This is a genomic window from Peptidiphaga gingivicola (genome assembly GCF_001652275.1).
GTDB classification, from domain to species: Bacteria; Actinomycetota; Actinomycetes; order Actinomycetales; family Actinomycetaceae; genus Peptidiphaga; species Peptidiphaga gingivicola.
In genome coordinates this window covers 389,552-411,325 of the sequence record NZ_LVZK01000001.1, presented here as the reverse complement: position 1 = coordinate 411,325, position 21,774 = coordinate 389,552, and the positions used below count along the sequence as shown (strand labels likewise).

Below are 21,774 nucleotides of genomic sequence, written 5' to 3'. Positions count from 1 at the left end.
ATCCAACGAAAAGTTGGGTCACGCATATCGATATGGATCACGTAAACAAACAACAACCATGGAAGGGTCGCCATCATGGCTTACGATCCAAAGAAAGAATACGATTATAAAGACGTTCCGGAGCTGGTCGGCTATCTGAAGCGATCAGCCATTGACGCCTACATGATATCTGAAAACTCCGGAATCACATCCCACTGCACCATTATGGACGATAGGTACGTGGTGTCTTTTCCGATACCTCTTGTAGGTTCTAGCGACAGGGATATCGCAAGACCGGGAATGGACGGTCAGGGAGGCGGAGAAGCTCTCGACTCCGGCAGTGGGGGAGGCGGCGCGGATTGCACGTCCGAGTTCGACAAGATTCGTTGGTCTATAGACAAGATCGTTGAGCCATGGAAACAGCTTCCTGATCCTAAGAATGTCGACAACGAGATCGAGAAGTGGATAACCGCCGTAAGCCCTCTTGCGAAAGAGCCGAAGACAGTCGGTAACAAGTCCACCGGCGGGGGAACGATCTTTACCAACCTTGACCAGGCTGGAAAAGCTCTAGGGAACATGAGTGGCGAAGTTATCCATAAAGTTGAGGCTTTTGTGGCTAAACTTGCCAGCGTCACCGGTGGTCTTCATGACAAGACAATGGTGCTTGGCGGAGCGCTGAACTCCGAAATGAAGATGTTCGAAGAAACGCGCACTTCCGTGGTTAAGGCTCTCCAACAGGGGATCAAGGTCTTTGATGCCGTGGCGTTGAGTGAGCGGGAAGGATTCAAAATGGTTCTCGAGATCGTTTCGGCCACAATTGATGCAGCATTTATATTCACAGCACCAGAGGTTGTGATAGAGAGAAAGCTTCTTCAAACTTCATCAAGAGCGCTTCAAACTCTTAAATCGTCTCAAGATGCGATGGTTGACGATGAAAAAGTGGATAGCTATGATTCGGCGATAAGCCAGCTCGACAGTGCTTTCGAAGCAATAAATAAGAGCGTGACAAAGGCCGAAAAGGGGGTAGAGAGTATGCTGATCGGCAACCTGGATTCGATGTCGCAGAGTGACCATAGAAAATATTATGACGTGACGATGGACCCTATCGATTCGAGTGCAATAGAACCGGCTCCTGAGCTGAACGTGGACCACGGAAAGGCAAAAGGCGTTTGCCGCAAATTCGGAGATGTGCGCACAAGCGTAATCGAAGCTAAGGACAGTCTGCCTCGCGTTTCGATGTTTACGTGTCTTCTGAGAAGCGGAGTCATCGGCATTGGTTCCTATGGTCCGGCACACGCGTTCTCCGACCTGAATGTGCGCATAGAGAAGCTGTTGGCGAATCTGGCCGATGACATTGAGAACGAGGCGAAGAATTTCGACCTGGCTGTCGAAGCGATCGTCAGCGAGGACGCACAGGCGCGGAGCCGACTCCAGGAGACTGTGGATTACATTAAAGGCAATCCAGGTGACCCTTGGGCGGAATCGAAGCCTGCTCCGCAACGAGTGAAAGGAAACACAATTGTCTAAGAAGGCCTATCTGATTACGCGGAGCGTTGTTGCTTTGGCGGCGTTCGCTGTGTTCTTCTGGCTGTTTCTCGTTCCGCCTTCGATTGAGTCTGGGAGCGGAAACACTTACTCGTCTTGTCATCCTGTTGGCTGGAACTTTTCCGACGACCTGGACCCGTTGGTCAATGACTCTTTTGACGTCGAGAGTCCGAGCAAGGTCCAGAAATATCTCGACGGCGCCATTGCCTACAAGATGGAGGCGAACGAGAGAATAAGGAGGGATATCCAACGGCTTTGCCATGAGGCGCGCCTGGAGCGCAGCGTGCTGATCGTTTCCTCGCTGATCGTCTTTGCCGTCGTCTTCTTGTCGGTTCCCAAGCCCAAACCTTCGAGCGACAAAGAGCCTTCGAGCGACAACGGGTCTTCGGGAGAGAGCAAATCGTTGAGCGGCGACAGCTCTTTGGGTGACGGTGGACCTTCGATCGGTGTCGGATCGTCAAACGACAAGGCGAAGAGCGAGCCGTTCAACGACGAGCCTAAGCCCGGAACGATCCAGGCCTGAACACCTGTGAGCCTGGGGCATCCCCGATGGCAAGACGGATCGAAGAACGGTGCAAAGCAGATAGCGAGCCGGAGCCACGGCGTCGCGAGTCGTGAGTCGCGGCAGAGCGAGCGGGGACCGAAGGTTGCGATTGAGGGCAGAGGAGCAGCGAGCCAAGGCCCGAGGCCGACAAACTTGGGATGGACAGAAGCCTCTGCGGTAAGGAGTCACAAGCGGAGCTTTCCGAGATGCTCGGATTCGCACCTTATTGGAGGAACGCCCGCCTTTGGCCGTCGAGCTCGAAGAGAGCGAACTCCTGCCCGCTCGCGTCAGCGCCGTTCGCCGCGGCGCGATCGAGGTGCTGGGGCTTTGATGGGGTGCCCCGTAGGGTCGGCCTTGGCTATCCGGAAAACTGCGACGACGTCGTCGGCCGAACCCTCGAAGGCGTCGGCGAACTTGCTCAGGAACGCTGGTTTCCCGACTGCACCCACGCGAGCGAGTCCGGCTGCGCAGTGAAGCAGCCCATCGACGCCGGCGAACCGGCCCCCGAGCGTTTGGAGCGTTATCGTGCGCTCGCGCAGAAATCGGAGGCTCTGCTTCCTTTAGGGCTGCGTCTAGAAAAGGGAGACGCCCTGTGAAGAGGTGTGTCCCTGTCTGCTTTGTCCTATCTCTGGAAAAGGCAAGGTAAGGTGTTCGATGTGAAGGAGCGGTTAAACATGAATGCCGATTTGAAGAAGGGCTGGGCATGGCCTGGCATGCTGGCTTGCGTGAAAAGACGATCGCGTCTTGTGGGGGTTGTGCTGGCCCTTGTCTCGTTTGTAGTTGCGGGATGCAAGATTAATGGGGCGGTTGAGTTTCAAGCCAACGGCGACATGAAGCTTGACTTCACTTTCGAGGATTCGAGAGATTCCATGGCTAAAATTAATCAAACATGCGAGGGGGTCCGACTTATAGTTGAGGGAGAGGCGACGTTTATTGACTCCCCCAAGGTTGAGGATGTAACGCCGCCCGGTGGCCATCTCACGTGCAGATTGACCTCGGACAAACCTTTCAAAGGGAACATGAAGTTAACCGAGCGAGACGGGAAGTACCATTTCAAATCTTATGGTGCACATGATGATACAAAATTGAGTGGTTTCGAAGGAAAAGTTGTGGTGAATATGCCCGGGAAGGTGACGCGGTCCAGTCTGGGGAAGGTTCAAGGAAACAAGGTGATTCTTGAAGACCTTGACTTCCTCACCTATGGGGTGGAAATCACGGCCGAGAAGGAATCCGCTGGGTCGGCTTCGTCTGGGCTGCCGGGGAAGAAAGCCGACGCGGCCTCATCGTCGGCCAACGGATTTCCGGCCTGGGCATGGGTCGCTGTCGGCGCCGGCGCGCTGGTTGCGATCGCTGGTCTTGCGTTCATCGCAGGCAGACGTCGAGGCACGGTTAAAATTGCCGTTCGTCGGCAGGATGGGATACCTGGCGGGGGCAGCTACGAACCGTTTTCTGGTGCTGGAACCTTGGCCTCGCCTCAACAACAGGACTCTGGAGGTGGGTCTGGGCAGGATCCGCAGGGACGATCCCGCTCCGTGTAGAGGGCTTCGTTCTTTTGATGTGGAGACTGCGGTTTGTCATCGAGAGAAGGTTCAATAGGTGCCTCAAGTAGGGGGCGGATGGTGGATTGCCTCCATCAGAAGTTGGTCGCTAGCCGATTGAGGTTCTAAGGTTCCAGTGCAGGGGTAGCAGGCGCTTACCGCTTCTTTTCCTTCCTGCTGATCCATCGGAAGGATCCGAGGCGCTACGCTGGGGTTTGTACGGTTTAGCGTGGTGCCCGGCAGCCTTTGCCGGGAGTGTCTGGAGGCTGGATATGTCCGTCCGTGTCAAGAAGCGATCGCATCTGATGGGGGTCGTGTTGACTCTTGTTTTGTTCGTCCTTGCTGGTTGTAAGATCGATGGAACGATTGACTTTCAAAGCGATGGTCGAACAAAGATCGTTCTAATCTTCGAAGACGCTGACGGGATGATGGCTAAAATCAAGCAAACATGCGAGGGAGTCCGCCTCACCTTTGAGGCGGAGCTGACATTCGTTAAGAACCCGAAGGTTGAAGATATAACTCCACCAGGAGGTCATCTTAAGTGCCGTTTAACGTCGAACGAACCTTTCGGGGGTCACGTAAAGTTCACTAAAAATGACGGAAAGTACTATTTTAAGTATCCAGGCGCGCATGACAAAGACAATGATGACTATAGAGATTTTATAACGAATATAACTATTAGTATGCCGGCTAAAGTAGTTAAAGTGAATAGGGGGAAAGTAAATGGAAATAAAGTCACTATTACCAGTTTAGACTTTCTCACTTATGGTGTGGAGATCACGGCCGAGAAGGAAGCCGCAGGGTCGGCTTCATCGCCGTTGCCGGGGAAGAAAGCCCACGCGTCCTCGTCGGCTGGTGGATTTCCTGCCTGGGCGTGGGCTACCGTCGGCGCGGGCGTGCTGGTCGTGATTGCAGGTTTTGCGTTCGTCGTGGGCAGGCGTCGGGCGCGCTGAGGTGTTTTCAGACGAAGGCCCGTCTCGTCCTTTCGGCTCGTATGTAGGTCGGGGCCGCAAGTGGAGGCGGAGGATAGTCCCCGTTTCGAGTCCTCCTGATGTTCTTGGTCTGTGATTTGGCCACGGTTCGTGCATCGACTCGCTAAAACCTCGTTTCTCTCGACCTTGCATCAGGGCCCGCGTCCTCTGAGTAGGAACGTCGAACCAAAGTAGATTGTCTCTGAGCGTGAGACGCCGAGGAGGCCTTGATGGTTGAATTTCTCATTGTTTCTTCGGTTAGTGCGTTGGACCCGTGGAGGCGCTACGCTGGGGTCTGTACGGTTTAGCGTGGTGCCTGGCAGCTTTTGCCGGGAGTGTTTGGAGGCTGGAATGTCCGTCCTTGTCAAGAGGCGTTCGCGTCTTATGGGGATTGTGCTGACTCTTGTCTTGTTTGTCCTTGCCGGGTGTAAGATCGACGGAACGGTTGAGTTTCAAGCCAACGGTGACATGAAGTTTGACTTCACCTTCGAAGATTCACGAGACACAATGGCTAAAATCAATCGAACATGTGAAAGTGTTGAGACTATTTTTCTGGCGAAGATTAGGTTTGTTGACTCCCCTAAGGTTGAGGATGTGACTCCTGCTGGCGGGCATCTGACGTGCAGGGTGACTTCGGACAAGCCTTTCAAAGGGAACATGAAGCTGACCGAGCGGGACGGGAAGTATCATTTCAAGTATTATGGCGCGCACGATGATGACGACACGGACTTGAGTAGGCTTAAGACGAGGATTGTGGTGAGTATGCCGGGGAAGGTGACGCGGTCCAGTCTTGGGAAGATCCAGGGGAATAAAGTGATTCTTGAAGACCTTGACTTTCTCACTTATGGTGTGGAGATCACGGCCGAGAAGGAGGCCGCGGGGTCGGCTTCTTCGTCTGGGGCGTCGGGGAAGAAAGCTGACGCGTCCTCGTCGGCTGGTGGATTTCCGGCCTGGGCGTGGGCCGCCGTCGGCGCAGGCGCGCTGGTCGTGATTGCCGGTTTTGCGTTCGTCGCGGGCAGGCGTCAAGGCGCGGCTAAGGCTGCCGCTCGTCGTCGGCAGGATGGGATGCCCGCCGGAAACGGCTATGTGCCGCCGTCTGGCGGGGGAACCTCGCCTCACCAGCAGACTTTCAGGGACGGGCCCGGGCAGGATCGGCGATTCCGTCCTTAGCCGGGCGCGCTTGACGTTGGCCACGCCGGAGCGTGGGCCGTGTTGCCGGAGCGAAACAACTCGCCGTGCCAGGCTTCTCTTTGGGCACAGACGGCCCTTCAAGTGTCTGCCTCAGTAGTTTCAGGGACGTTCTTGAAAGGCGTGTATGTGGATCCTCGATGCGCTGTAACTGCGGCGCCTGAGAGGGACTTGTTCCGAAGCGAGACGCGGGGGCCGGCACACCGCTTGGCACGCCGGCCCCCGCGTGTATGTTGCGGTTGGGGTTTAGCGGGCGGTGCCCTCGTTGTCAGTTGTGCGGCGTCCGGCTTCGAGGAAGGTGACAGTCTTGTCGGTCTCGTAGGCCGTCACGTCCGTGCCCGTCTGATCGCGGTTGCGTTTCTTCTTGTCTGCGTTGCGTGCGGGACGTCCGGTCAGGGAGGACATCGCGCGGGACGGCGAACCGGCTCGAGCCTGTGGGGCTTTGCCCGTCTGTGAGCGTGCCGTCAAGGAGGACGCCCCCGTTCCACGAGACCCGGCCCGTGCTGTCGAAGCCCCGCTTCGCGTCGTCGAACCCGCAGTTTTCGCCCCACGGGCGGCCGTCGTCTTCCCGTTTGTCCCAACCCCGCGGCCGATTCCTGCCTTTGAGGCTCCTGCTCCGCGGCCGTTTCCTTTCGCGTCTGGTCGTGTTGCGCGGGTCGGCGAGGCGCTGCGCGAGGACGTTCCCGCCGTGCGGGAAGCTGTTGATTCTGTTCGGGCGCTGCCAGGCTTGCCGACCGGGGAAGACGAGCCGGTGGTTTTGCGCACGGCCGTGGTCGCCCCGCGCACAATCCCACGCGAGGTTGACGTTGAGCTGGTCGGAGTGCGGGCCGCTGTTGTGGCCCCGCGCAGGATTCCGCGCCCTCCAGAGGACGAGGTGGGCCGTGCGATGCCAGAGGCCCCGCCCCGCACAATCCCACGCGAAGCGGACGACGAGGACGCGGGGGTTCGCGCCGCTGTTGTCGCTCCGCGCAGGATCGAGCCAGACGAAGACGGCGCTGTGCGCAGCGCCGCGCCCGAGCGCAGCGACCCGGCCCGGGAGGCCGGTGCCTCAGCCGCTCGTGCGGCGCGTGCAGCCTGGTAGGCCCTGAACCCGGCTACACCTCCGAGAACAGCCCCGCCCCCTACCGCGAGAGGGTCATGGTGTGCCCCTGTTCCGCCGATCGGCGCGGCATGAGGTGTCGGCGAGCCGGGAACGAACACCCCCGAAGGCGCCGGCGAGTAATGCGACCTCTGCAACGACACACCGCCGGCAGAACCCCCGCCGCTTGTGATTGGGACGTGGCCCGTGTGGCTGCCCGGAGAGCCCACCGAGAGGTCTGGGCTGGCCCGCCAATCCGTGGCCGAACGCGTGGGCGCCAACCCGGCCCTTGGCGACGCGTTGCCCGGCTCGACTTGCCGGCCGGAATCCATATGCCGTGTCAGCCGCCCAACGAGCTCGGGATTGTCCTTGCCCAAAATCGCCCGAATCTGATCCTGAAACGGAAGCCCGCCAATAGCCGTCAACGTCCTCCCGTTCAACGTCGACAGCGTCTTCGTCGCCCGCTTCTCAATCTCAGCATGCGCAGCATCGCGCTCCGCTTTAAGACGAGCGGCCAGCTCAGGGGTATACGCAGCACCGGTGCCACTGGTTCCGGGGTTATCAGCCTTGCCAAAGGTGCTGTTGATTGCTGCTAAGTCAGATTGGATTTGGGCACTTTCATGTTTGGCTTGGATGCCGCCTGCCAGGGCGTCTTTGGATACGTCGATGATCTTTTGGAGATTGTCGGCGTCCTCGTACAAGCCCGTGGCGATCCCATCGAGGATCTTGCAAGCGGCGTTGGCCGTGCCTCCCTCCAAACCCAGATCCGAGGCGACCGCGCGATTGATGGCGGCGATCTCGGTCAAAGAGTCCTTGACCGAGGAAAACAAGCCAAACGAATCCTCGATCGCGCTCGTGCGCCAATCCTCAATCCCATGCAGCCGGTCCGCATTCGGCGTGGCCATAACAAGCTCCTTCCCGCAATAGATGAGCGTAGGTGTTGGTGAATACGTAGATGTGTGAATGTGGACTTGTCTGTCAGGCCGCGCGTCTGTCAGACGATCTTGGAAAGCGCCTCAAAGGCGGATCGAGCCTGGTTGTAGCTCTTGATGATGTCGGCCATCTCCTCGGGGCGTCGGTAGGTGAACTTCGTATCCAGGGCCTGCAACCGCCCCAAGTACGCGCTCTTCTCGGACTCGTTCAATTCGAGGAAGCTGTGCAAGGCCTGGCGCATGCGCTCAATGGCGGCCTTCTGGTTGCGCGAGATGGACGAGAGCTTGCCGTCCAGCACGATCACCGAGGAGTGCAGCGGGGAATGGAACTGGTCGAGCTCTCCGATGCCCGACCAATGCTCCCCGCCAGACCAACCCGACCCCGACGAACTAGAGCCGGACGAAGATCCCGACGAGCCGGAGCCAGACGGAGGCGGGCTCAATCGCCCGGAGGACCCGGCGCCCGTCGTCGCCCCGGCAATGGCCTGAGCAGCCACCGCAAACTGATGCTGGGCGCTGTCAAACTTCTGGCCGGCACTCTCCAACTGACCCAGCCGCTGATCAAACTTATCGCGATCCAAGCGAAATACGGACACGGCCAAACTCCCTTCCACGCTGCTATGGGCGCTGAAGCTGCAAAAATGCAACAGTAAAGAAAAATAGGTAGGCAAACGGATACGGACATAAAGCCGGTATGCGGCCTTGACAGCCGCATACCGGGTTGGCGAGCAACCATGGATATGGTCGCTCACCTCGGGAGGCGTGTGGCGCATCTGAGACCTACAGTGTTGCCACACATATAGCCTACAGGGATTTAGCCGGTTGTCTACCCCAAATTGGAAAACCGCATGCGATAGTGCAATCAATGTCAGTGATCGCGCAGAAAACTCCTTGAAACATGTCCCGATGGAGGACAGCCATCGGTGAAGAATCGCCTACGTATCAGCAGTTGTTTGGTTATCGATAATGGTTGGCAAAGCGCATAGAGCTGTTTTCTAGTGTGAAAAATACAGGAGCTTTCACTTTATGTTTCATGAGAAGCTTTCGTCGTCGTATCGCCGTTGGCCCTTTGGCTGGCGCACTGCCGCTTGGCTGGCGCACTGCCGCTTGGCCGACGCGCTGCTGCTTGGGTTGGCGCACTTACTGCTTGGCTGGCGCACTACTGCTTGACCGGTGCGGTGCATTGCTGCTTGGCCAGCGTACTGAAGCGGGGATCGGCGCGCGGCGGGGCCGGCTCGCCGCTGCAGTCCGCACAATGCGGCGTCGCCGTCGCCCTTGCTTCTGACTATTCTGTGGGCGCATCGTCGTGCTCGAAGCGGTCACGCGTGTAGCATCGTGTGCGGATCGTTTGCGACGCGATCGGATGACGGAGTCTTCCCGCACATTCGAAGCCGTCGGGGACGGCGAAGGACAGAAGCTGGTTGCCGCTGGCCGTCGGAAGACGACCGGTTGCGGCTGGCTGTCGGGAGGCGGTTATCTGCCGGTGGCCGCCGAAAGCGACGAAGGGCGGCCGACATGCTCGGAATCAGCGGCGGGGAGTTCTTGGTGCTCCTCGTTGTCGGTGCGCTTGTTCTCGGCCCTAAGAACATAGCCGAAGCCCTGCGCGCAATGCGCAAAGGAATTGAGGCCTTGCGGCAGTGGAGCGCCGGCATGCGCGCAGAGGCCGGCGGCGAATTGGGCGTCGCGGAAAAGGAGGTCGCAGCGCTCGCAAACTTGGACTTCCGCCAGCTTGACCCTCGCAGGATCGTGCGCGAAGCCGTGCGCGAAGAGATGGAGGCGTGGATGGCGATGGCGGACGCGGGCGGCGCGGGAACCTTGAGTTCGGAGAGAGGCGCCGACCCGGCCGGAGACGGGACGAACAGGGCGGCTAGAACAGCTGAAAGGACAGCCTACAGCGCCGCGGCCTTCGCTCGCACCGATTTCGAGCGCGCGAACTCAAGGCGCACCAGTTCGAAGCGCGCGGACCCCAAGGGCGCCGATGCAGCGGCGACGAAAGGCGCACAAGCCACGCAAGCTCCGGACGCGCAAGCCACGCAAGGTCTGGATGCGCAAGGCCCGCACAAGCCGGCCGCGCACGTCCCGCAAGAACCGGCCGCCCAAGGCCCGCACAAGCCGTCCGCCCAAGCCGAACCCAAGCCAAACGAAAAGTCCACGGGCGAGCCTTCCGCCGCGCGGGACTCGATTGAAGGAGACAAACTGTGAAACCCTCGCACATCGTTGTTCTGGTCATCGTTCTTGTGGTGGTCTTCGGAGCTTCGAAGCTGCCCGACGTTGCCAAATACTTTGGGCAGTCGCTTAAGGTGCTCCGGAAGGAGATGCGGGAATTCCACGATGAGGATTCGGCCCCCGCTGCCAAGCCGTCCGGCTCCTCTGCGCAGGAGGGGCAGGTGCCTGCGGGCGAGAAAAAGCCGCTGGAAGGGAGCGGGCCGTCGTCCGACGCCGGGCGAGCCTGACCAAGATTCCTTGTGCATAAGCACGGCAGGAAACGCAACGTGAAAGCAGATCGAAGCCGCGTGGCAGGAAGCGCGACGTGACGGCAGACGAAGCCCGCGCGAAAAAGCCGGGCTCGGAAAGCCCGCGCGCAAAAAGGCCGCGCGCAACAAGGGCACGGCGGTTTGGCGCGAGCGGCCGGCGGGGCATCCTCGGCCGGCTGCGCTTTCTGGGAGGCCGACGCCGCAACCCCGAGGGCAGGATGAGCCTCGCCAGCCACCTGAGCGAGCTTCGCTCACGCTTCATCCGATCGTTGGCAGGGGTGTGCGTCGGCGCCGTCGTCGGCTGGTTCCTCTATGAACCGGTGCTCGATTTCATCCTCGAGCCGCTGACCGAGCTCGAGGATTCCCGCACGCAGATCAACTTCCAGACGATCGGAGCCGGATTCGACCTGAAAATGCGCGTGTCTTTGTGGATTGGCGCGATCGTTTCGAGCCCCTGGTGGATCTATCAGATCGGCGCATACATCGGCCCCGGCCTCAAGCGCAACGAAAAGGCCTACGGCGCGGCTTTCGGCTGCGTGGGCGTCGCGCTCTTCACCGCGGGGGCTTTCAGCGCCGTCCGGATGGCGCCCCACGCCGTCAGAATTCTCCAGAGCTTCGTCCCCGACGGGAGCTATTCGCTGCTCGAAGCCGGCTCCTACGTCACGTTCTACACTCGGCTCGTCCTCGCTTTTGGGATTTCTTTCCTCGTTCCCGAAGTGTTGACGGCGCTGAACTTTCTCGGACTTCTCAGCGCGCGGCGCATGCTCGGCGCGTGGCGCTGGGCGGTTGTCCTCGCCTTCGTCTTCGCGGCGATCGCCAACCCCCTGCCCAGCCCGTGGCCGATGACGGTCCAGGCCTTCGTCCTCATCGCGCTCTACCTGGCCGCGGTTCTCATCTCCTGGGTCAACGAAAGAATTCGGGCGCGTGGCCGAAGCGGAGAGCGAACCGTCCTTACCGGCGAACGGGCCCGCGAATAGAATGAAACGCAGACACAATGATCTCCAACGACACTGCGACGTAAGGACCGCGATGACCGTCTACTCCCTCCTCGATCTGGCCTTCGTCGGGCCGCGCGAAACCCCTTCGGACGCTTTCACCCGGTCCGTTCTCTTGGCGCAGCGGGCAGAGCGCCTGGGCTTCGAACGCATCTGGTACGCCGAGCATCACAACATGCCGACTATCGCGTCCTCCGCGCCGGCCGTGCTCATTTCCCACGTGGCCGCGAGAACCTCGAAGATCAAGCTTGGCGCGGGCGGCGTGATGCTCCCCAATCACGCCCCGCTCATCGTCGCCGAGCAATTCGGCACCCTCGAAGCCCTCTATCCCGGCCGCATCGGCCTGGGCCTGGGAAGAGCGCCGGGCACCGACCCGCGAACGCTCCGCGCTTTGAGGAGGGATCCGAATGCAGCCGAGAACTTCCCCGACGACGTCGCAGAGCTGCGCGGCTACCTCGCCGACGCGACCGTCATACCGGGCGTAAACGCCAACCCTGGGCGGGGGTCCAAGGTGCCGCTCTACATCCTCGGATCCTCGCTTTTCGGCGCGCAGCTGGCCGCCGCGCTCGGCTTGCCATATGCCTTCGCGTCCCATTTCGCCCCGGAGATGCTGGAGCAGGCGATCAACGTCTACCGCGCCCGTTTCCGCCCCAGCGAGCAGTGCGCGCAACCCTACGTGATCGCCGCCGCGAATTTCATTGTGGCGGACGAGGAGGAGGCCGCGAAAGTTCAGCACGCCGAGGTCCTTCGGCGTCGCGTGAGAATGTTCGCCAAGGGCGCCGAGGAGATTTCCGACGCCGATCTAGACGCCTACATCGCGTCCGGCAAAGCCGACCAGATCGTCGGGATGCTGAAGTATACGGCCGTCGGCACGGGCGAGGACGCCAAGCGGTTCCTTGACGGATTCGAGGCGACGACGGGCGCCGACGAGGTCATGCTCGTCAACCTCTCTCCCGGAACCGCTCAGGCGGAGCGAGGCCTCGACCTCCTCGCCCAAGCGGTTGTCCGGTCGGCGCGCTGAGCCTCAACCGCCGAATTTCTCGGCTTGTTCCCGGATCTCGCGCAGAAACTTCTCGTGGCGGCCGCCGCCCTGCTTGTTGATCTGGCCGAAGTGGGTCCAACGGACGTTGCGCAATCCGAGGGACTTCATGACCGTGGAAATAAACGTTCCCTTGATCGGGTTGCCCGCGAACAGCCGCAGATACCACTTCGGCGCGATGGCGGTGGTGATGACCCACGATTTGCTGATGTGCTGGAGTTTGCCCTTTAGCCCGGTCTTGGTGTCGATGTAGGCCCACGGCTTTTTCATGACCTTGTCGAAGAACCCTTTGACATTGGGCATCAAATAAGACCACCAAATCGGGGACAGGACGATGAGGGAGTCCGCCTCGTCGACCAGTTTCTGGTACTCGGTGACAAGCGGATCGGCCGTCCCGCCGTCCTTGTAAAGGGACAGCTCCTCGGTCGAGTAGTTTGGATCGAAGCCGTCGACGTGCAAGTCGATCACCTTGTACTTCTTGCCCGCCTTGCCGAGGCCGGCCGTGACCGCCTCGAGGATCGCGTGATTGAAGGATTTATCGTACGGGTGGCCGTAAACGACGAGGGTGTGAGACATTGTTCTTCCTTTCTTTGTCTCAGTGCGGAACGGCTTGCGGCGCATCGCTCCGTGTGTGTTGCGCGCCGGCCTTCCGCGTCGGATTCGGTTGCCGGGTTGGCATTCAGCTGCCGGTTGGCATTCGGTTGTCGGTTGGCATTCGGTTGCCGGGTCGATTCGGGTGCTTTCTGCGTTTGCTCATTTCTTGTCGGCGCAATCTCCCCCTTTTGCCTGGGCTGCCTGCGCCTCTTCCGCCGGGCTCGGGGGCTCTTCGTCCGAGGTTTGCGCCGTCGCAATCGACAGCACGGACCTCAACGCCGCTTTGAGAAAAGCGCTCCGATGGCGAACGGTTCCGGACGTCACGAGCTTCGAGTAGCCCTGAATGAAAGACCATAGGCTAACAAACAGGTCGCGCCCGGCTTCGTCGGCGCTGCGCCAGGGCGGCAGAGGCTGGGACTCGACGAGCCGCCCGATCTCGCGGTGGACGAAGGCAAGCAGCTCCCAGCGGGCCCCCGCCCCGGCGTCGACGGCCGACGTGTTGTTGCTCGAGGGGCCGAAGAACGCGAATTCGAGGAGGTTGGGGTGCTCTTCGGAATACGCGATGAGGCGTTCGCCGACGTCGAAGATCGAATCGACGGGGCTTTCGTGGGCCGCCGCATCCGCGAGCGCGCCGAGCCTGCCGGACATCTCCTCCTGCGCGGCCTCGAAAAGAGCCGCCTTGTCCGGAAAATGCTTGTACATCGCGGGAGTCGAGATCGAGCACGCCTTTGCCACGGCCCCCAGGGTCACCGAGGGCCAGCCCGAGGCGTCGATGATGTCAACCGTCGCCGCCGCCAGGCGGGCTCGGGTGTCCGTCCGCCGCTTGTCGCCGGATGCCTTGCCGCGTTTCGGCCGCGCGCTCGGTTCCGCGAACCTCGCCTGTTTCGCCGACGCGGCCTGCGAATGCATCGATGTTGATGTCTCCATGGCAATAGGTTAATTGTTTTAACCTAAATCGGCAAGCGAGGAGCAGGCCGCGTGCCGGGCGATGTTCCCGAGCGGGTATGGCAAACCGTCGAAACGAAGAGTGTTCGCGCGGGCGTGGCGCGATGTGCAGCGAAGGAGAAGCGCGACGCAGAAACGAAGAGTGTTCGCGCGGGCGTGGCGCGATGCTCAATGTGCGCGCTCGCGAAGTCTTGTGCATCGCCCGCGCGTATCAGATAATAGACGTGGGATGTCCGGTTTTCTAGACGTCTCGGAGTGAGTCAACGGCGACGCGGCAATCGCGGGCCGGTGGCAAGGATTGGGGCTTGGCACTGCGCGAAACTGGCAGTTAAGCGCGGTGTCCGAGCCCTTTTCTTTGAACGGCCCCTAGATCCCGCCCAGCAGGCGTTCGCGCGCTTCGACGTCGTCCTCGGCCCGGAGCCTGGGAACGTTGCTGTACTGCGGCCGCTTGCCGAGTTTTCCCTCGTAGAAGGACCGAATTTTCTCCATGTCGGCTTCGACGTCGCCCGTCAAAACGATGCTGTGACGCCAGCCGTATTCTCTCCGTTGCCTGTCCACGAAGCCCAGCTGAAGTGGAAGTCCCGTTTCAAGGCAGATGCGGTAAAAGCCTGACCTCCAATACTCGCGATTGGCGCGCGTTCCCTTCGGGGCGATGACGAGGGCGAATTCGTCGCTGTTTTTCGCTTCTTCGACGATCGAGCCGACGATTCCGTTGCTTGAGGACCGATTGACCGCTATTCCGTGTGCAAGCCTGATCAAGGGGCGCGTGAGAGGATTTTTCACGAGCGATTCTTTGACCAGAAACTTGTAGTCCCGGTCGATCGACCAGAATGCCATGACCATGAAAAATCCGTCCCAATTCGACGTGTGCGGAGCGCCGATGAGAACAACCTTTTCCGGAAGCGGATCGGTGACGCACGTCCAACGCGAGAAGCGCATGTACGTTTTGGCGACGAATTTTTTCAGGCCCATGGGAGTCCTTCCTTTGTCCTTCTCGTCGTAGTTTACGTCGTTTTAGAGCGGCGCGCCGCCTTCGGAAAAGCCAAGCGGCGGCGACCGGGCGGGACTGGGCGGACGACGCCGAGGCGAGCGCATGTTCCGATCGAACGGCGGCCAAGCCGGCCGGGCGTTGGCGCGACCGGACGCCTTGGCGCGATTCGGCCGGTGCAGGACCCACTTTGTTCGCTGCCGCAGGTTCCCATTGCGTCGAAGGTGACTCGGCCGGCGCGGGGCGCACTATGGGAGGCGAGGACGCATTGGAGGAGGCGAGGACGCGCTAGGGAGAAAGCGAGAGCGCATTAGGGGAGAAAGCAAGGGCGCACTATGGGAAGCGAGAGCGCACTAGAGGAGGAACGAGAATACCGGGGAGTCCGGCTCGAGCTTTTCGATGCTCAGAGGGGATTCCTCCATGCGGGCCAAGAGTTCGCCGATCCGCTCCGGCTCCTGGATTTCAATGCCGACGAGGGCGGGCGCAGTCTCGCGGTTGTTCTTCTTCGTGAACTCGAAAAGCACGATGTCCTCGCCGTCGGTCAGCACGCCGTCGAGGAAATGACGGAGCGCCCCGGGCTTCTGAGGGAAGGTGACGAGGAAATAATGGCGCAGCCCCTCGTAGACGCTCGAGCGTTCCACAATGTCGGCATAGCGCGAGACGTCGTTGTTTCCGCCCGAGACAACGCAGGCGACCGGGCCGTCGGGAAGGTCGGGGAGGAAACGGGCGACGGCGGCGCTTGCCAACGCTCCGGACGGCTCGGCGATGATGCCCTCGACCTGGTAGAGCTCGAGCATCTCCGTGCACAGGGCGCCTTCTGGGACGACGACGATCTCGTCGACGAACTGGCGCGCGATCTCGAAGGTGATGTCTCCGGCCCGAGCCACCGCCGTGCCGTCGGCGAAGCCGTCGATGTGGGGCAGGGTGACCGGATGCCCTGCGTCGAGGGCTGCGCGCATCGAAGGCGCACCCTCCGGCTCGACGCCGATGACCTTCACTTCGGGGTGGAACGTGTGCAGCCATATCGCGGTTCCTGCCAGGAGGCCGCCGCCGCCCACGGGAACGACCACGGCAGCCGGAGGCGCGGACGCCTGCTCGAAAATCTCCTTGACCACGGTTCCCTGGCCGGCGATCGTGCGCGGGTCGTCAAAGGGGTGAACGTAGGTCGCGCCATGCTCGCGCGCATACTCTTGCGCCGCCGCGGATGCTTCGTCGAAGGTGGCGCCCACGATGACCTGTTCGATCCAACGCCCCCCGATGTCCGCGATGCGAGCCCGCTTCTGCCGCGGGGTCGTGGACGGCAGGAAGACCTTGGCATGGATTTTCAACTGCCTGCACGCGAAGGCTACGCCCTGGGCGTGGTTTCCGGCCGATGCGCACACAACGCCCGCTTCGCGCTCTTCCGCGCTCAGGCTTGAGATGAAGTTGTACGCGCCGCGGGCCTTGTAGGAGCGGCCCACCTGGATGTCCTCGCGTTTGAGCAGAATGTCCTGATTGCGAATGCCCGAAAGGCGAAGCGACATGTCGAGCGGAGTGCGGCGAATCGTCGAACCGAGGGTCTGGGCGGCGACCACCACGTCGACTCCGGTGGGAAGCTGATTGTCCATAGGGGCAATTTTGCCACCCCTGACGCCCCGGTGTGGATTCGTCCGCGGAGGATCCCGGCTTTCCGCCGCTACCTGGAGCTTTCCGAACCTCTTCGGTCCGCCTGATTCTTTCGGTCCCTTTGCCTGCTGTCGATCTGCCGATCTGAGCATTCTCGCGCGAGGCGGGTGGATTTGTGTTTTCGGGAGGAGGGGCGGACATCGTCCATTGGACTCTTGTGGCTCAGCGCGTCCTGGGCGCTATGGGCGCTTTTGGGGCTCAGCGTCCTCGTGGTGCTCTGTGTGCTCTGGCCACCGCCCCTTGCCGGGAGGCAGCCCCACGGACTCGAGGAGGCCGGGGAAGAGGGCTTCGATGGCCTCGTCGCGGCGTGTGAGTTGACGGTGCTTGCCGATCGCCTCGGTGTGCACGAGCCCCGACTCTCGGAGCACTTTGCAGTGGTAGGACATGGTCGACGGTGCGACGTCGTAGTCGAAATCGCCACAAACCTGAGGGCCGTTGGATGCGATCTTCCGAAGGATGTCGCGGCGGATCGGGTCGGACAGCGCGCTCAGGACGCCGTCAAGCTTGATGGCGTCCTGAGCCGGATGATGCAGCTTCTCTTTTCCCACTGTTGGACCTTTCGTCGACTTCGACTCGAGTCTACCGTCGCAGATGCGGTGCTCCTTCCCTCAATGAGGGGCCGGCCTGACTGAGCGCATCGACGTGAACGCCCCGACGGGGCGGCCTTCCCTCAATGACGGGCGGGCCTGTCAAGGACGACCGACGTGAGTTAGCCCTTGACAGCTGCGAAAGCGCGGATGGATCATTATTTCGAGAAATTTCGAAATGAGGGTTGGGGGCGTCGTCGGCGCGCGTTGGCGACTCCGAGCTCCCGATCCGCAAGTTTGGCTCGCCCTTTGGAATGCGTCCAGCCGTCCAGTCACGGCCTGTGGGGCAGCTTGAAAGGTGCAATTATGACTGTCCCTTCGCAGTTCACGCACGCATCCGAACCCACGATGCGCCTGCTCTCCTTCTCCACCTTATTCGTCATCGGCACGGATACGTTCCTCACGGCTCCGCTGCTTCCCCTGCTTCAACGGGAGTTCGGGGTGAGCGTGTCTCGTTCCGGCTGGCTCGTTTCAGCCTATGCTCTCGGTTACGCTTTATTTGCTCTCATTGCGGGTCCCATCTCCGATCGGCTTGACCGCCGCAAGGTTCTGCTTGCCGGGCTGGTCGGATTCGGCGTTTTCACTGCGGCTTGCGGTTGCACGTGGGGCTTCTGGTCGCTTTTCGCCACACGCTCGCTTGCGGGCGTTGCCGCCGCCTTCGTCGCACCGCAGATCTGGGCGTCGATCCCGGTGACTGTGCCGCCAAAAGCAATTGTCAAAACCATGGGGTACGCAACGGCGGGGCTTGCGATCGCCCAAGTGGTAGGCATCCCGATCGCTTCCTTCTTGTCCTCAATGGGATGGCGCATTCCATTCTTCGTGATTGCCGCGTCCAGCGCCGTGCTGTGGACAATTCTTTATAAGGGTTTCCCGAATGTGGCGCCCGCGGCCTCCGGCGGCAGACTCTTCGCGCCTTACGCACACGTCGCCCGTTCGCGCCCTCTCCTGATGTCGCTGATTGCATACTTGCTCTTCCAGACCGGTAACTTCACCGCCCTGTCTTTCATTGGATCGTGGCTGGCAAAAGACTTTGGCGCCGATCAGAACGCGATCGGCACGGCGATGATCATCATCGGCCTCGGCAACGCCGTCGGCTCCTTGACGGGGTCGCGGCTCGTTGCACGTCTCGGGGAAAGGCGTTCGCTTTTGTTCGGGATCATCGCCCTTGGCGCCATTTACCTCGGCACTGCTTTCGTGTCCAATATGTGGGTGGCCGTAATCGTCCTGGCCGTGGCGATGCTCGTCGGCGGTTTTCTGTTCCCCGTGCTGATGAGCGAGCTTCAGAGTCACACCGATCTGGCCCGGGGCACCGTGTCGTCGCTAGCCAGCGCTGCCATGTATGCGGGCGCCACCATCGGCGGGGCCATTGGGGGCTATCTGCTGTCCAGGTTCACCGGATACAGCGGAGTCGCAGTGTTCACCGTCGTTGCCTACGCCGTTTCGCTCGGTGTGTATGCGCTCGGCGGAGCTTTCAAACGGGACTCAGAGTAGGGCAAGTGCCCGGTCTCGAACGGAGTTCGCCGTCGTCCGCGGATGCCTGTGGGCGTACGGCGACTCCGCGGGACCTGCGGCGCAACGACCTTCGGCATCTTGTCGAAATCCTTCGTGGACTGCGGGCGGGCGGTTTCGCCGGGCGGCGCCGTCGGAGCGTGGATTGTCCGTGAGACCTTCGCCCGATTTCCGTATCCTTGAGGCATGAGCGATTCCGACGACGTCGACCTTCAATTCGAGTTCGAGCGCAAGTTCTTGGTGCGCGCGCTGCCCGGAGACGTGGTTCGGCACGGCTCGAAGCAGGTGATCGTTCAGGCGTACGTATTCGCCGTGGACGGGTACGCCGTGCGCGTGAGGATCTCCTTCCCTGGAAGGTCCGTCGAGTGCCCGGCCTTCGACGAGGCGACGGACTACTTGGGCGCTTACGAACGCCGGCTTCTCACCGGACTTCTGGCCGACGCCGAAGACGAGGCCTCCGCCTCGATGGCGGTGAAGTCGCCGGCGGTCCAAGGGGAGCGCTACGAGATGGAATCCAGCTTGGACCTCGCCGTGGCAACCCAGATCATTCGGCGCTGCCCCACCGTCATCTTGAAGAATCGCTATTCGCTCTGGTATGACGAGGACGGCTGGGAATTCGACGTGTTCGCCGGCCAGAACGAGGGGCTCATCGTGGCCGAATGCGAGAGGCTCGCGCCCGTCGTCGACCTGAAAATCCCCGAGTTCTGCGTCACGGAAGTCTCCGACGACATGCGCTTCACCAACGACTACCTGTCGAAGGAACCCTGGAGGCATTGGGGGCCGATGTACGCCGTCGAACTCGCGGCGCGCGGACCGCACTTCATGAAGATGGACGGCAACGGCGGCGGACCCGGGAAGGGTGCGGGCTGAACCGGGACGTGCATTGCGTCAAAAAGTTGACAAGCCCATATGCCCGCGGCCTTCGCAATGGGATACCGTAGACACGGTACAAGCAATGCGGCGGGCGCCGACTCCGCCGGGAAAGCGAAAGCGAGGAAGCGATGAGTGAATCCGACATCCCACACTTGCCAGCGCCGCCGCGGGCGAAAGGGCCCGTCAACATCGTTGTCATGGGCGTTGCGGGGTCTGGAAAGACAACGATCGGCATGATGCTCGCGGGCAAACTCGGCTACGTTTACGCCGAGGGCGACGAGTTTCATACGCAGGCGAACCGCGACAAGCAGGCGTCCGGCCTTCCCCTCGACGACGCCGACCGCCAGCCATGGCTCGAGGCGATTCGCGACTGGATGCGCGCGGAAAACGCCGTCGGCCATTCGACCGTCGTCTCCTGTTCCGCCCTCAAGCGCAAGTATCGCGACACCTTGCGGGAAAACGGCGCTCGAACCGTCTTCGCGCACGTTGCGCCGCCCAAGGACCTCAACGCGGAGAGAATGGAAAAGAGGCGCGGGCACTTTATGAACCCTTCGCTGCTGTCCAACCAGTACGCCACTTTGGAAAGGCTCGAGGACGACGAGCTCGGCTTCGTCGTCGACAACCCCGGAACTCCGGAGGAAGTCTTCGTTGAGACCTACACGCGTCTGGCAGACCTCTGATGAATTTCACTGTCGGCTAAGTCGATTTGTGATGCCGGTCGAAAGTGCCTAAACTTTTAGACCTACGGTTGCTGCGGATCGCAGGTCTGCGGTATACCATTAGAGCAGCAAAACTTCATAGAGCTTGCGCCCCCGTCGGGTGCGCGCAATGGCAAGATGCATCCGTCCCAAATGAGGTGAGCGTGTGGGAATCCCGGATTCCTTGCCAATTGGCTGGGTGGTTCGTTTCCGCTGCTGTCGATTCGAACCACCCAGCCTTATCTATGTCTTTGCCTTTGTTTTGTCCACGCCTTTTGTTTTGTCCACGCCCTTTTCGGCATTTTCGTTGTTCGACGCACCTGGAAGCCGCCGAAGCCGGCGGCTTGTCGAAGCGGCGTTGGCGGGCTGTCGAAGCGTTGGCTTGTGAAGCGGTGGCGGTCTGTCGAAGCGGCGGCTTGTCGAAGTGGCGTTGGTGGGCTGTCGAAGCGGTGGCTTGTCGACGTGTCGGCGGCTTCGACGGACGAGCTCCATCTCATTTCAGCGGTTTCGACTTGTTTCGCGGTTTTGACTTGTTTCGCGGTTTTGACTTGTTTCGGCATAGGAGAGCGGCATGACCGAGTTTCCCGTTTCGATGATCCATCCCGATGCCCCGGAGATGCTCTCCGCGACGGCTCTATTCACCGCTCCCATCGACCTCGAGGCGGCTGCGGCGCGCGTGGGGACGCTGTGGAGTGAGAGCATTGCCTCCGAATGGGAGGAAGGCGGCAGCATTCTGAGGTTTGCGCTGCGCGACGTCGTCGTGCTGCTAAGCCCGGTTCCGGGGGAGGCCGTGCCGGAAAGGGGTCGGCTTCCAGCACACGGTTTTCATGTCGCCTTGACCTGCTTCGCACCGATGCAGGACGTTGGCGGCTTCGGGGCTGGAGTGGGAGGCTTCGGGCCTGGAGCGGACGGCTTTCGGCGAGAAAACGGCGGTTCAGGAGGCGAATTCGGCGATCGGGCCGTGGAGGCGGGCGGTTCGGGGATTCCGGGTTTCACCGGCGAAGAGATAGCGGAACTGGAGGGGCTTCCTCGCGAGATTGGACTGCGGCGGCGCGCGCTGACCGCACACGTCGTTCTCACGGAGGTGGCCGATGCGCTCATGCGCGAGAAGTCGGCGGTGGGGCTCTTCCGGCCGGAACTCGGCGTCGTGCAGCCTCCGCGGATGACGGTTGAACTCGCGGATCTCTTGAGCAAGGGGCAGGCCCCGATTCCGCTGTGGGTGGGAATCCGCGTGTCCAAGCCGGACCTCGTCTACGGCCGGACGCTGGGACTGCCGTTGTTCGGGCATCTCGACCTTGAGGTGGTCGGGTCTTTGCACAGCGAGGAAGAGGTATATGCGATGCTGTCAAACGTGGTCGACTACCTGCTTTCTGCCGACGCCTTCCTGCTTCCCGGGCAGAGCATCGGGTATCGCGACGGCAAGGATCTGGCGGTTTCGCAGGCCGTGAGCCCGGCCGACCGCGCGGCGGTTTTGCACATCGGGTTCTAGGATTCGTTCCAGGGCGGTTCGAGCCTTTGGCCTCTGTGCGCGGGTGGCCTCCGTGCGGGGCTGGCGGTGGGGGAGCCGTCGTTTCCGCCTGCCGTCGTTTCCGCCTGTCGTCGAGTGTCCGACGACGATCGGGCGGAGCGGTC

21 protein-coding genes are annotated in these 21,774 nt (G+C 61.1%); 14 read left to right on the top strand and 7 right to left on the bottom strand.

Features of this window, described 5'->3' with window-relative positions:
- The first annotated feature begins 75 nt into the window (after positions 1-75).
- The 6 genes from A4H34_RS01700 (at position 76) to A4H34_RS01675 (ending at position 5,747) form a co-directional block, all read left to right on the top strand.
- Complete coding sequence (locus A4H34_RS01700; RefSeq protein ID WP_064230863.1) at positions 76-1,506, top strand: hypothetical protein; 1,431 nt, start codon at positions 76-78, stop codon at positions 1,504-1,506.
- Complete coding sequence (locus A4H34_RS01695; RefSeq protein WP_064230862.1) at positions 1,499-2,047, top strand: hypothetical protein; 549 nt, start codon at positions 1,499-1,501, stop codon at positions 2,045-2,047. Before A4H34_RS01700 ends, A4H34_RS01695 begins: the two co-directional genes overlap by 8 nt.
- A 356-nt stretch (positions 2,048-2,403) precedes the next feature.
- Entirely contained in the window at positions 2,404-2,664 is a 261-nt protein-coding gene (locus A4H34_RS01690; RefSeq protein ID WP_064230861.1) for a hypothetical protein, read from the top strand.
- Positions 2,665-2,715: 51 nt separating this feature from the next.
- Positions 2,716-3,606: a hypothetical protein gene (locus A4H34_RS01685; protein ID WP_064230860.1), complete on the top strand. Its 891-nt coding sequence runs from the start codon at positions 2,716-2,718 to the stop codon at positions 3,604-3,606.
- Between the two features lie 329 nt (positions 3,607-3,935).
- Entirely contained in the window at positions 3,936-4,559 is a 624-nt protein-coding gene (locus tag A4H34_RS01680) for a phage holin family protein (RefSeq protein ID WP_082903125.1), read from the top strand.
- A 369-nt stretch (positions 4,560-4,928) separates the two neighbouring features.
- Positions 4,929-5,747, top strand: coding sequence for a hypothetical protein (locus A4H34_RS01675; protein WP_064230858.1), 819 nt, complete (start codon positions 4,929-4,931; stop codon positions 5,745-5,747).
- Between the two features lie 264 nt (positions 5,748-6,011).
- Here the strand turns inward: A4H34_RS01675 and A4H34_RS10805 are convergent, their stop codons facing one another.
- Complete coding sequence (locus tag A4H34_RS10805) at positions 6,012-7,748, bottom strand: hypothetical protein (protein WP_156510207.1); 1,737 nt, start codon at positions 7,746-7,748, stop codon at positions 6,012-6,014.
- An 89-nt stretch (positions 7,749-7,837) separates the two neighbouring features.
- Entirely contained in the window at positions 7,838-8,371 is a 534-nt protein-coding gene (locus tag A4H34_RS01660; RefSeq protein ID WP_082903124.1) for a hypothetical protein, read from the bottom strand.
- Positions 8,372-9,290: 919 nt separating this feature from the next.
- Between A4H34_RS01660 and A4H34_RS01655 the strand changes: the two genes are divergently transcribed.
- The 4 genes from A4H34_RS01655 (at position 9,291) to A4H34_RS01640 (ending at position 12,265) form a co-directional block, all read left to right on the top strand.
- Entirely contained in the window at positions 9,291-9,977 is a 687-nt protein-coding gene (locus A4H34_RS01655) for a prolipoprotein diacylglyceryl transferase (RefSeq protein WP_009198189.1), read from the top strand.
- Positions 9,974-10,228, top strand: coding sequence for a twin-arginine translocase TatA/TatE family subunit (locus A4H34_RS01650; RefSeq protein ID WP_009198190.1), 255 nt, complete (start codon positions 9,974-9,976; stop codon positions 10,226-10,228). Before A4H34_RS01655 ends, A4H34_RS01650 begins: the two co-directional genes overlap by 4 nt.
- A gap of 77 nt (positions 10,229-10,305) precedes the next feature.
- The gene (gene tatC, locus A4H34_RS01645) at positions 10,306-11,226 is read left to right on the top strand and encodes a twin-arginine translocase subunit TatC (RefSeq protein ID WP_331711606.1); all 921 of its coding nucleotides are present in this window, start codon (positions 10,306-10,308) and stop codon (positions 11,224-11,226) included.
- Positions 11,227-11,278: 52 nt separating this feature from the next.
- Entirely contained in the window at positions 11,279-12,265 is a 987-nt protein-coding gene (locus A4H34_RS01640; RefSeq protein ID WP_009198192.1) for an LLM class flavin-dependent oxidoreductase, read from the top strand.
- A gap of 3 nt (positions 12,266-12,268) precedes the next feature.
- On the opposite strand, the gene A4H34_RS01635 is transcribed toward A4H34_RS01640, so the two are convergent.
- The 5 genes from A4H34_RS01635 to A4H34_RS01615 form a co-directional block, all read right to left on the bottom strand.
- Positions 12,269-12,859, bottom strand: coding sequence for an NAD(P)H-dependent oxidoreductase (locus A4H34_RS01635; protein ID WP_082902985.1), 591 nt, complete (start codon positions 12,857-12,859; stop codon positions 12,269-12,271).
- Between the two features lie 177 nt (positions 12,860-13,036).
- Entirely contained in the window at positions 13,037-13,804 is a 768-nt protein-coding gene (locus A4H34_RS01630; protein ID WP_082902984.1) for a TetR/AcrR family transcriptional regulator, read from the bottom strand.
- 384 nt (positions 13,805-14,188) lie between these two features.
- The gene (locus tag A4H34_RS01625) at positions 14,189-14,794 is read right to left on the bottom strand and encodes a 1-acyl-sn-glycerol-3-phosphate acyltransferase (protein WP_064230852.1); all 606 of its coding nucleotides are present in this window, start codon (positions 14,792-14,794) and stop codon (positions 14,189-14,191) included.
- A gap of 369 nt (positions 14,795-15,163) precedes the next feature.
- Entirely contained in the window at positions 15,164-16,417 is a 1,254-nt protein-coding gene (gene ilvA / locus A4H34_RS01620; RefSeq protein WP_064230851.1) for a threonine ammonia-lyase IlvA, read from the bottom strand.
- 237 nt (positions 16,418-16,654) lie between these two features.
- Complete coding sequence (locus tag A4H34_RS01615; RefSeq protein ID WP_009198198.1) at positions 16,655-17,023, bottom strand: ArsR/SmtB family transcription factor; 369 nt, start codon at positions 17,021-17,023, stop codon at positions 16,655-16,657.
- Positions 17,024-17,410: 387 nt separating this feature from the next.
- On the opposite strand from A4H34_RS01615, the gene A4H34_RS01610 reads away from it, so the two are divergent.
- The 4 genes from A4H34_RS01610 to A4H34_RS01595 all read left to right on the top strand — a co-directional run bounded on the left by A4H34_RS01610 (position 17,411) and on the right by A4H34_RS01595 (position 21,631).
- Positions 17,411-18,553: an MFS transporter gene (locus A4H34_RS01610; protein WP_064231641.1), complete on the top strand. Its 1,143-nt coding sequence runs from the start codon at positions 17,411-17,413 to the stop codon at positions 18,551-18,553.
- Between the two features lie 204 nt (positions 18,554-18,757).
- Positions 18,758-19,441 carry a CYTH domain-containing protein gene (locus tag A4H34_RS01605; RefSeq protein WP_064230850.1) on the top strand — a complete coding sequence of 228 codons (684 nt, stop codon included), beginning with the start codon at positions 18,758-18,760 and terminating at the stop codon, positions 19,439-19,441.
- A 131-nt stretch (positions 19,442-19,572) separates the two neighbouring features.
- A complete protein-coding gene (locus A4H34_RS01600; protein ID WP_009198203.1) occupies positions 19,573-20,124 on the top strand; it encodes a gluconokinase in 552 nt (183 codons plus the stop codon).
- A gap of 589 nt (positions 20,125-20,713) precedes the next feature.
- Complete coding sequence (locus tag A4H34_RS01595) at positions 20,714-21,631, top strand: DUF4261 domain-containing protein (protein ID WP_064230849.1); 918 nt, start codon at positions 20,714-20,716, stop codon at positions 21,629-21,631.
- The last annotated feature ends 143 nt before the right edge of the window (positions 21,632-21,774 follow it).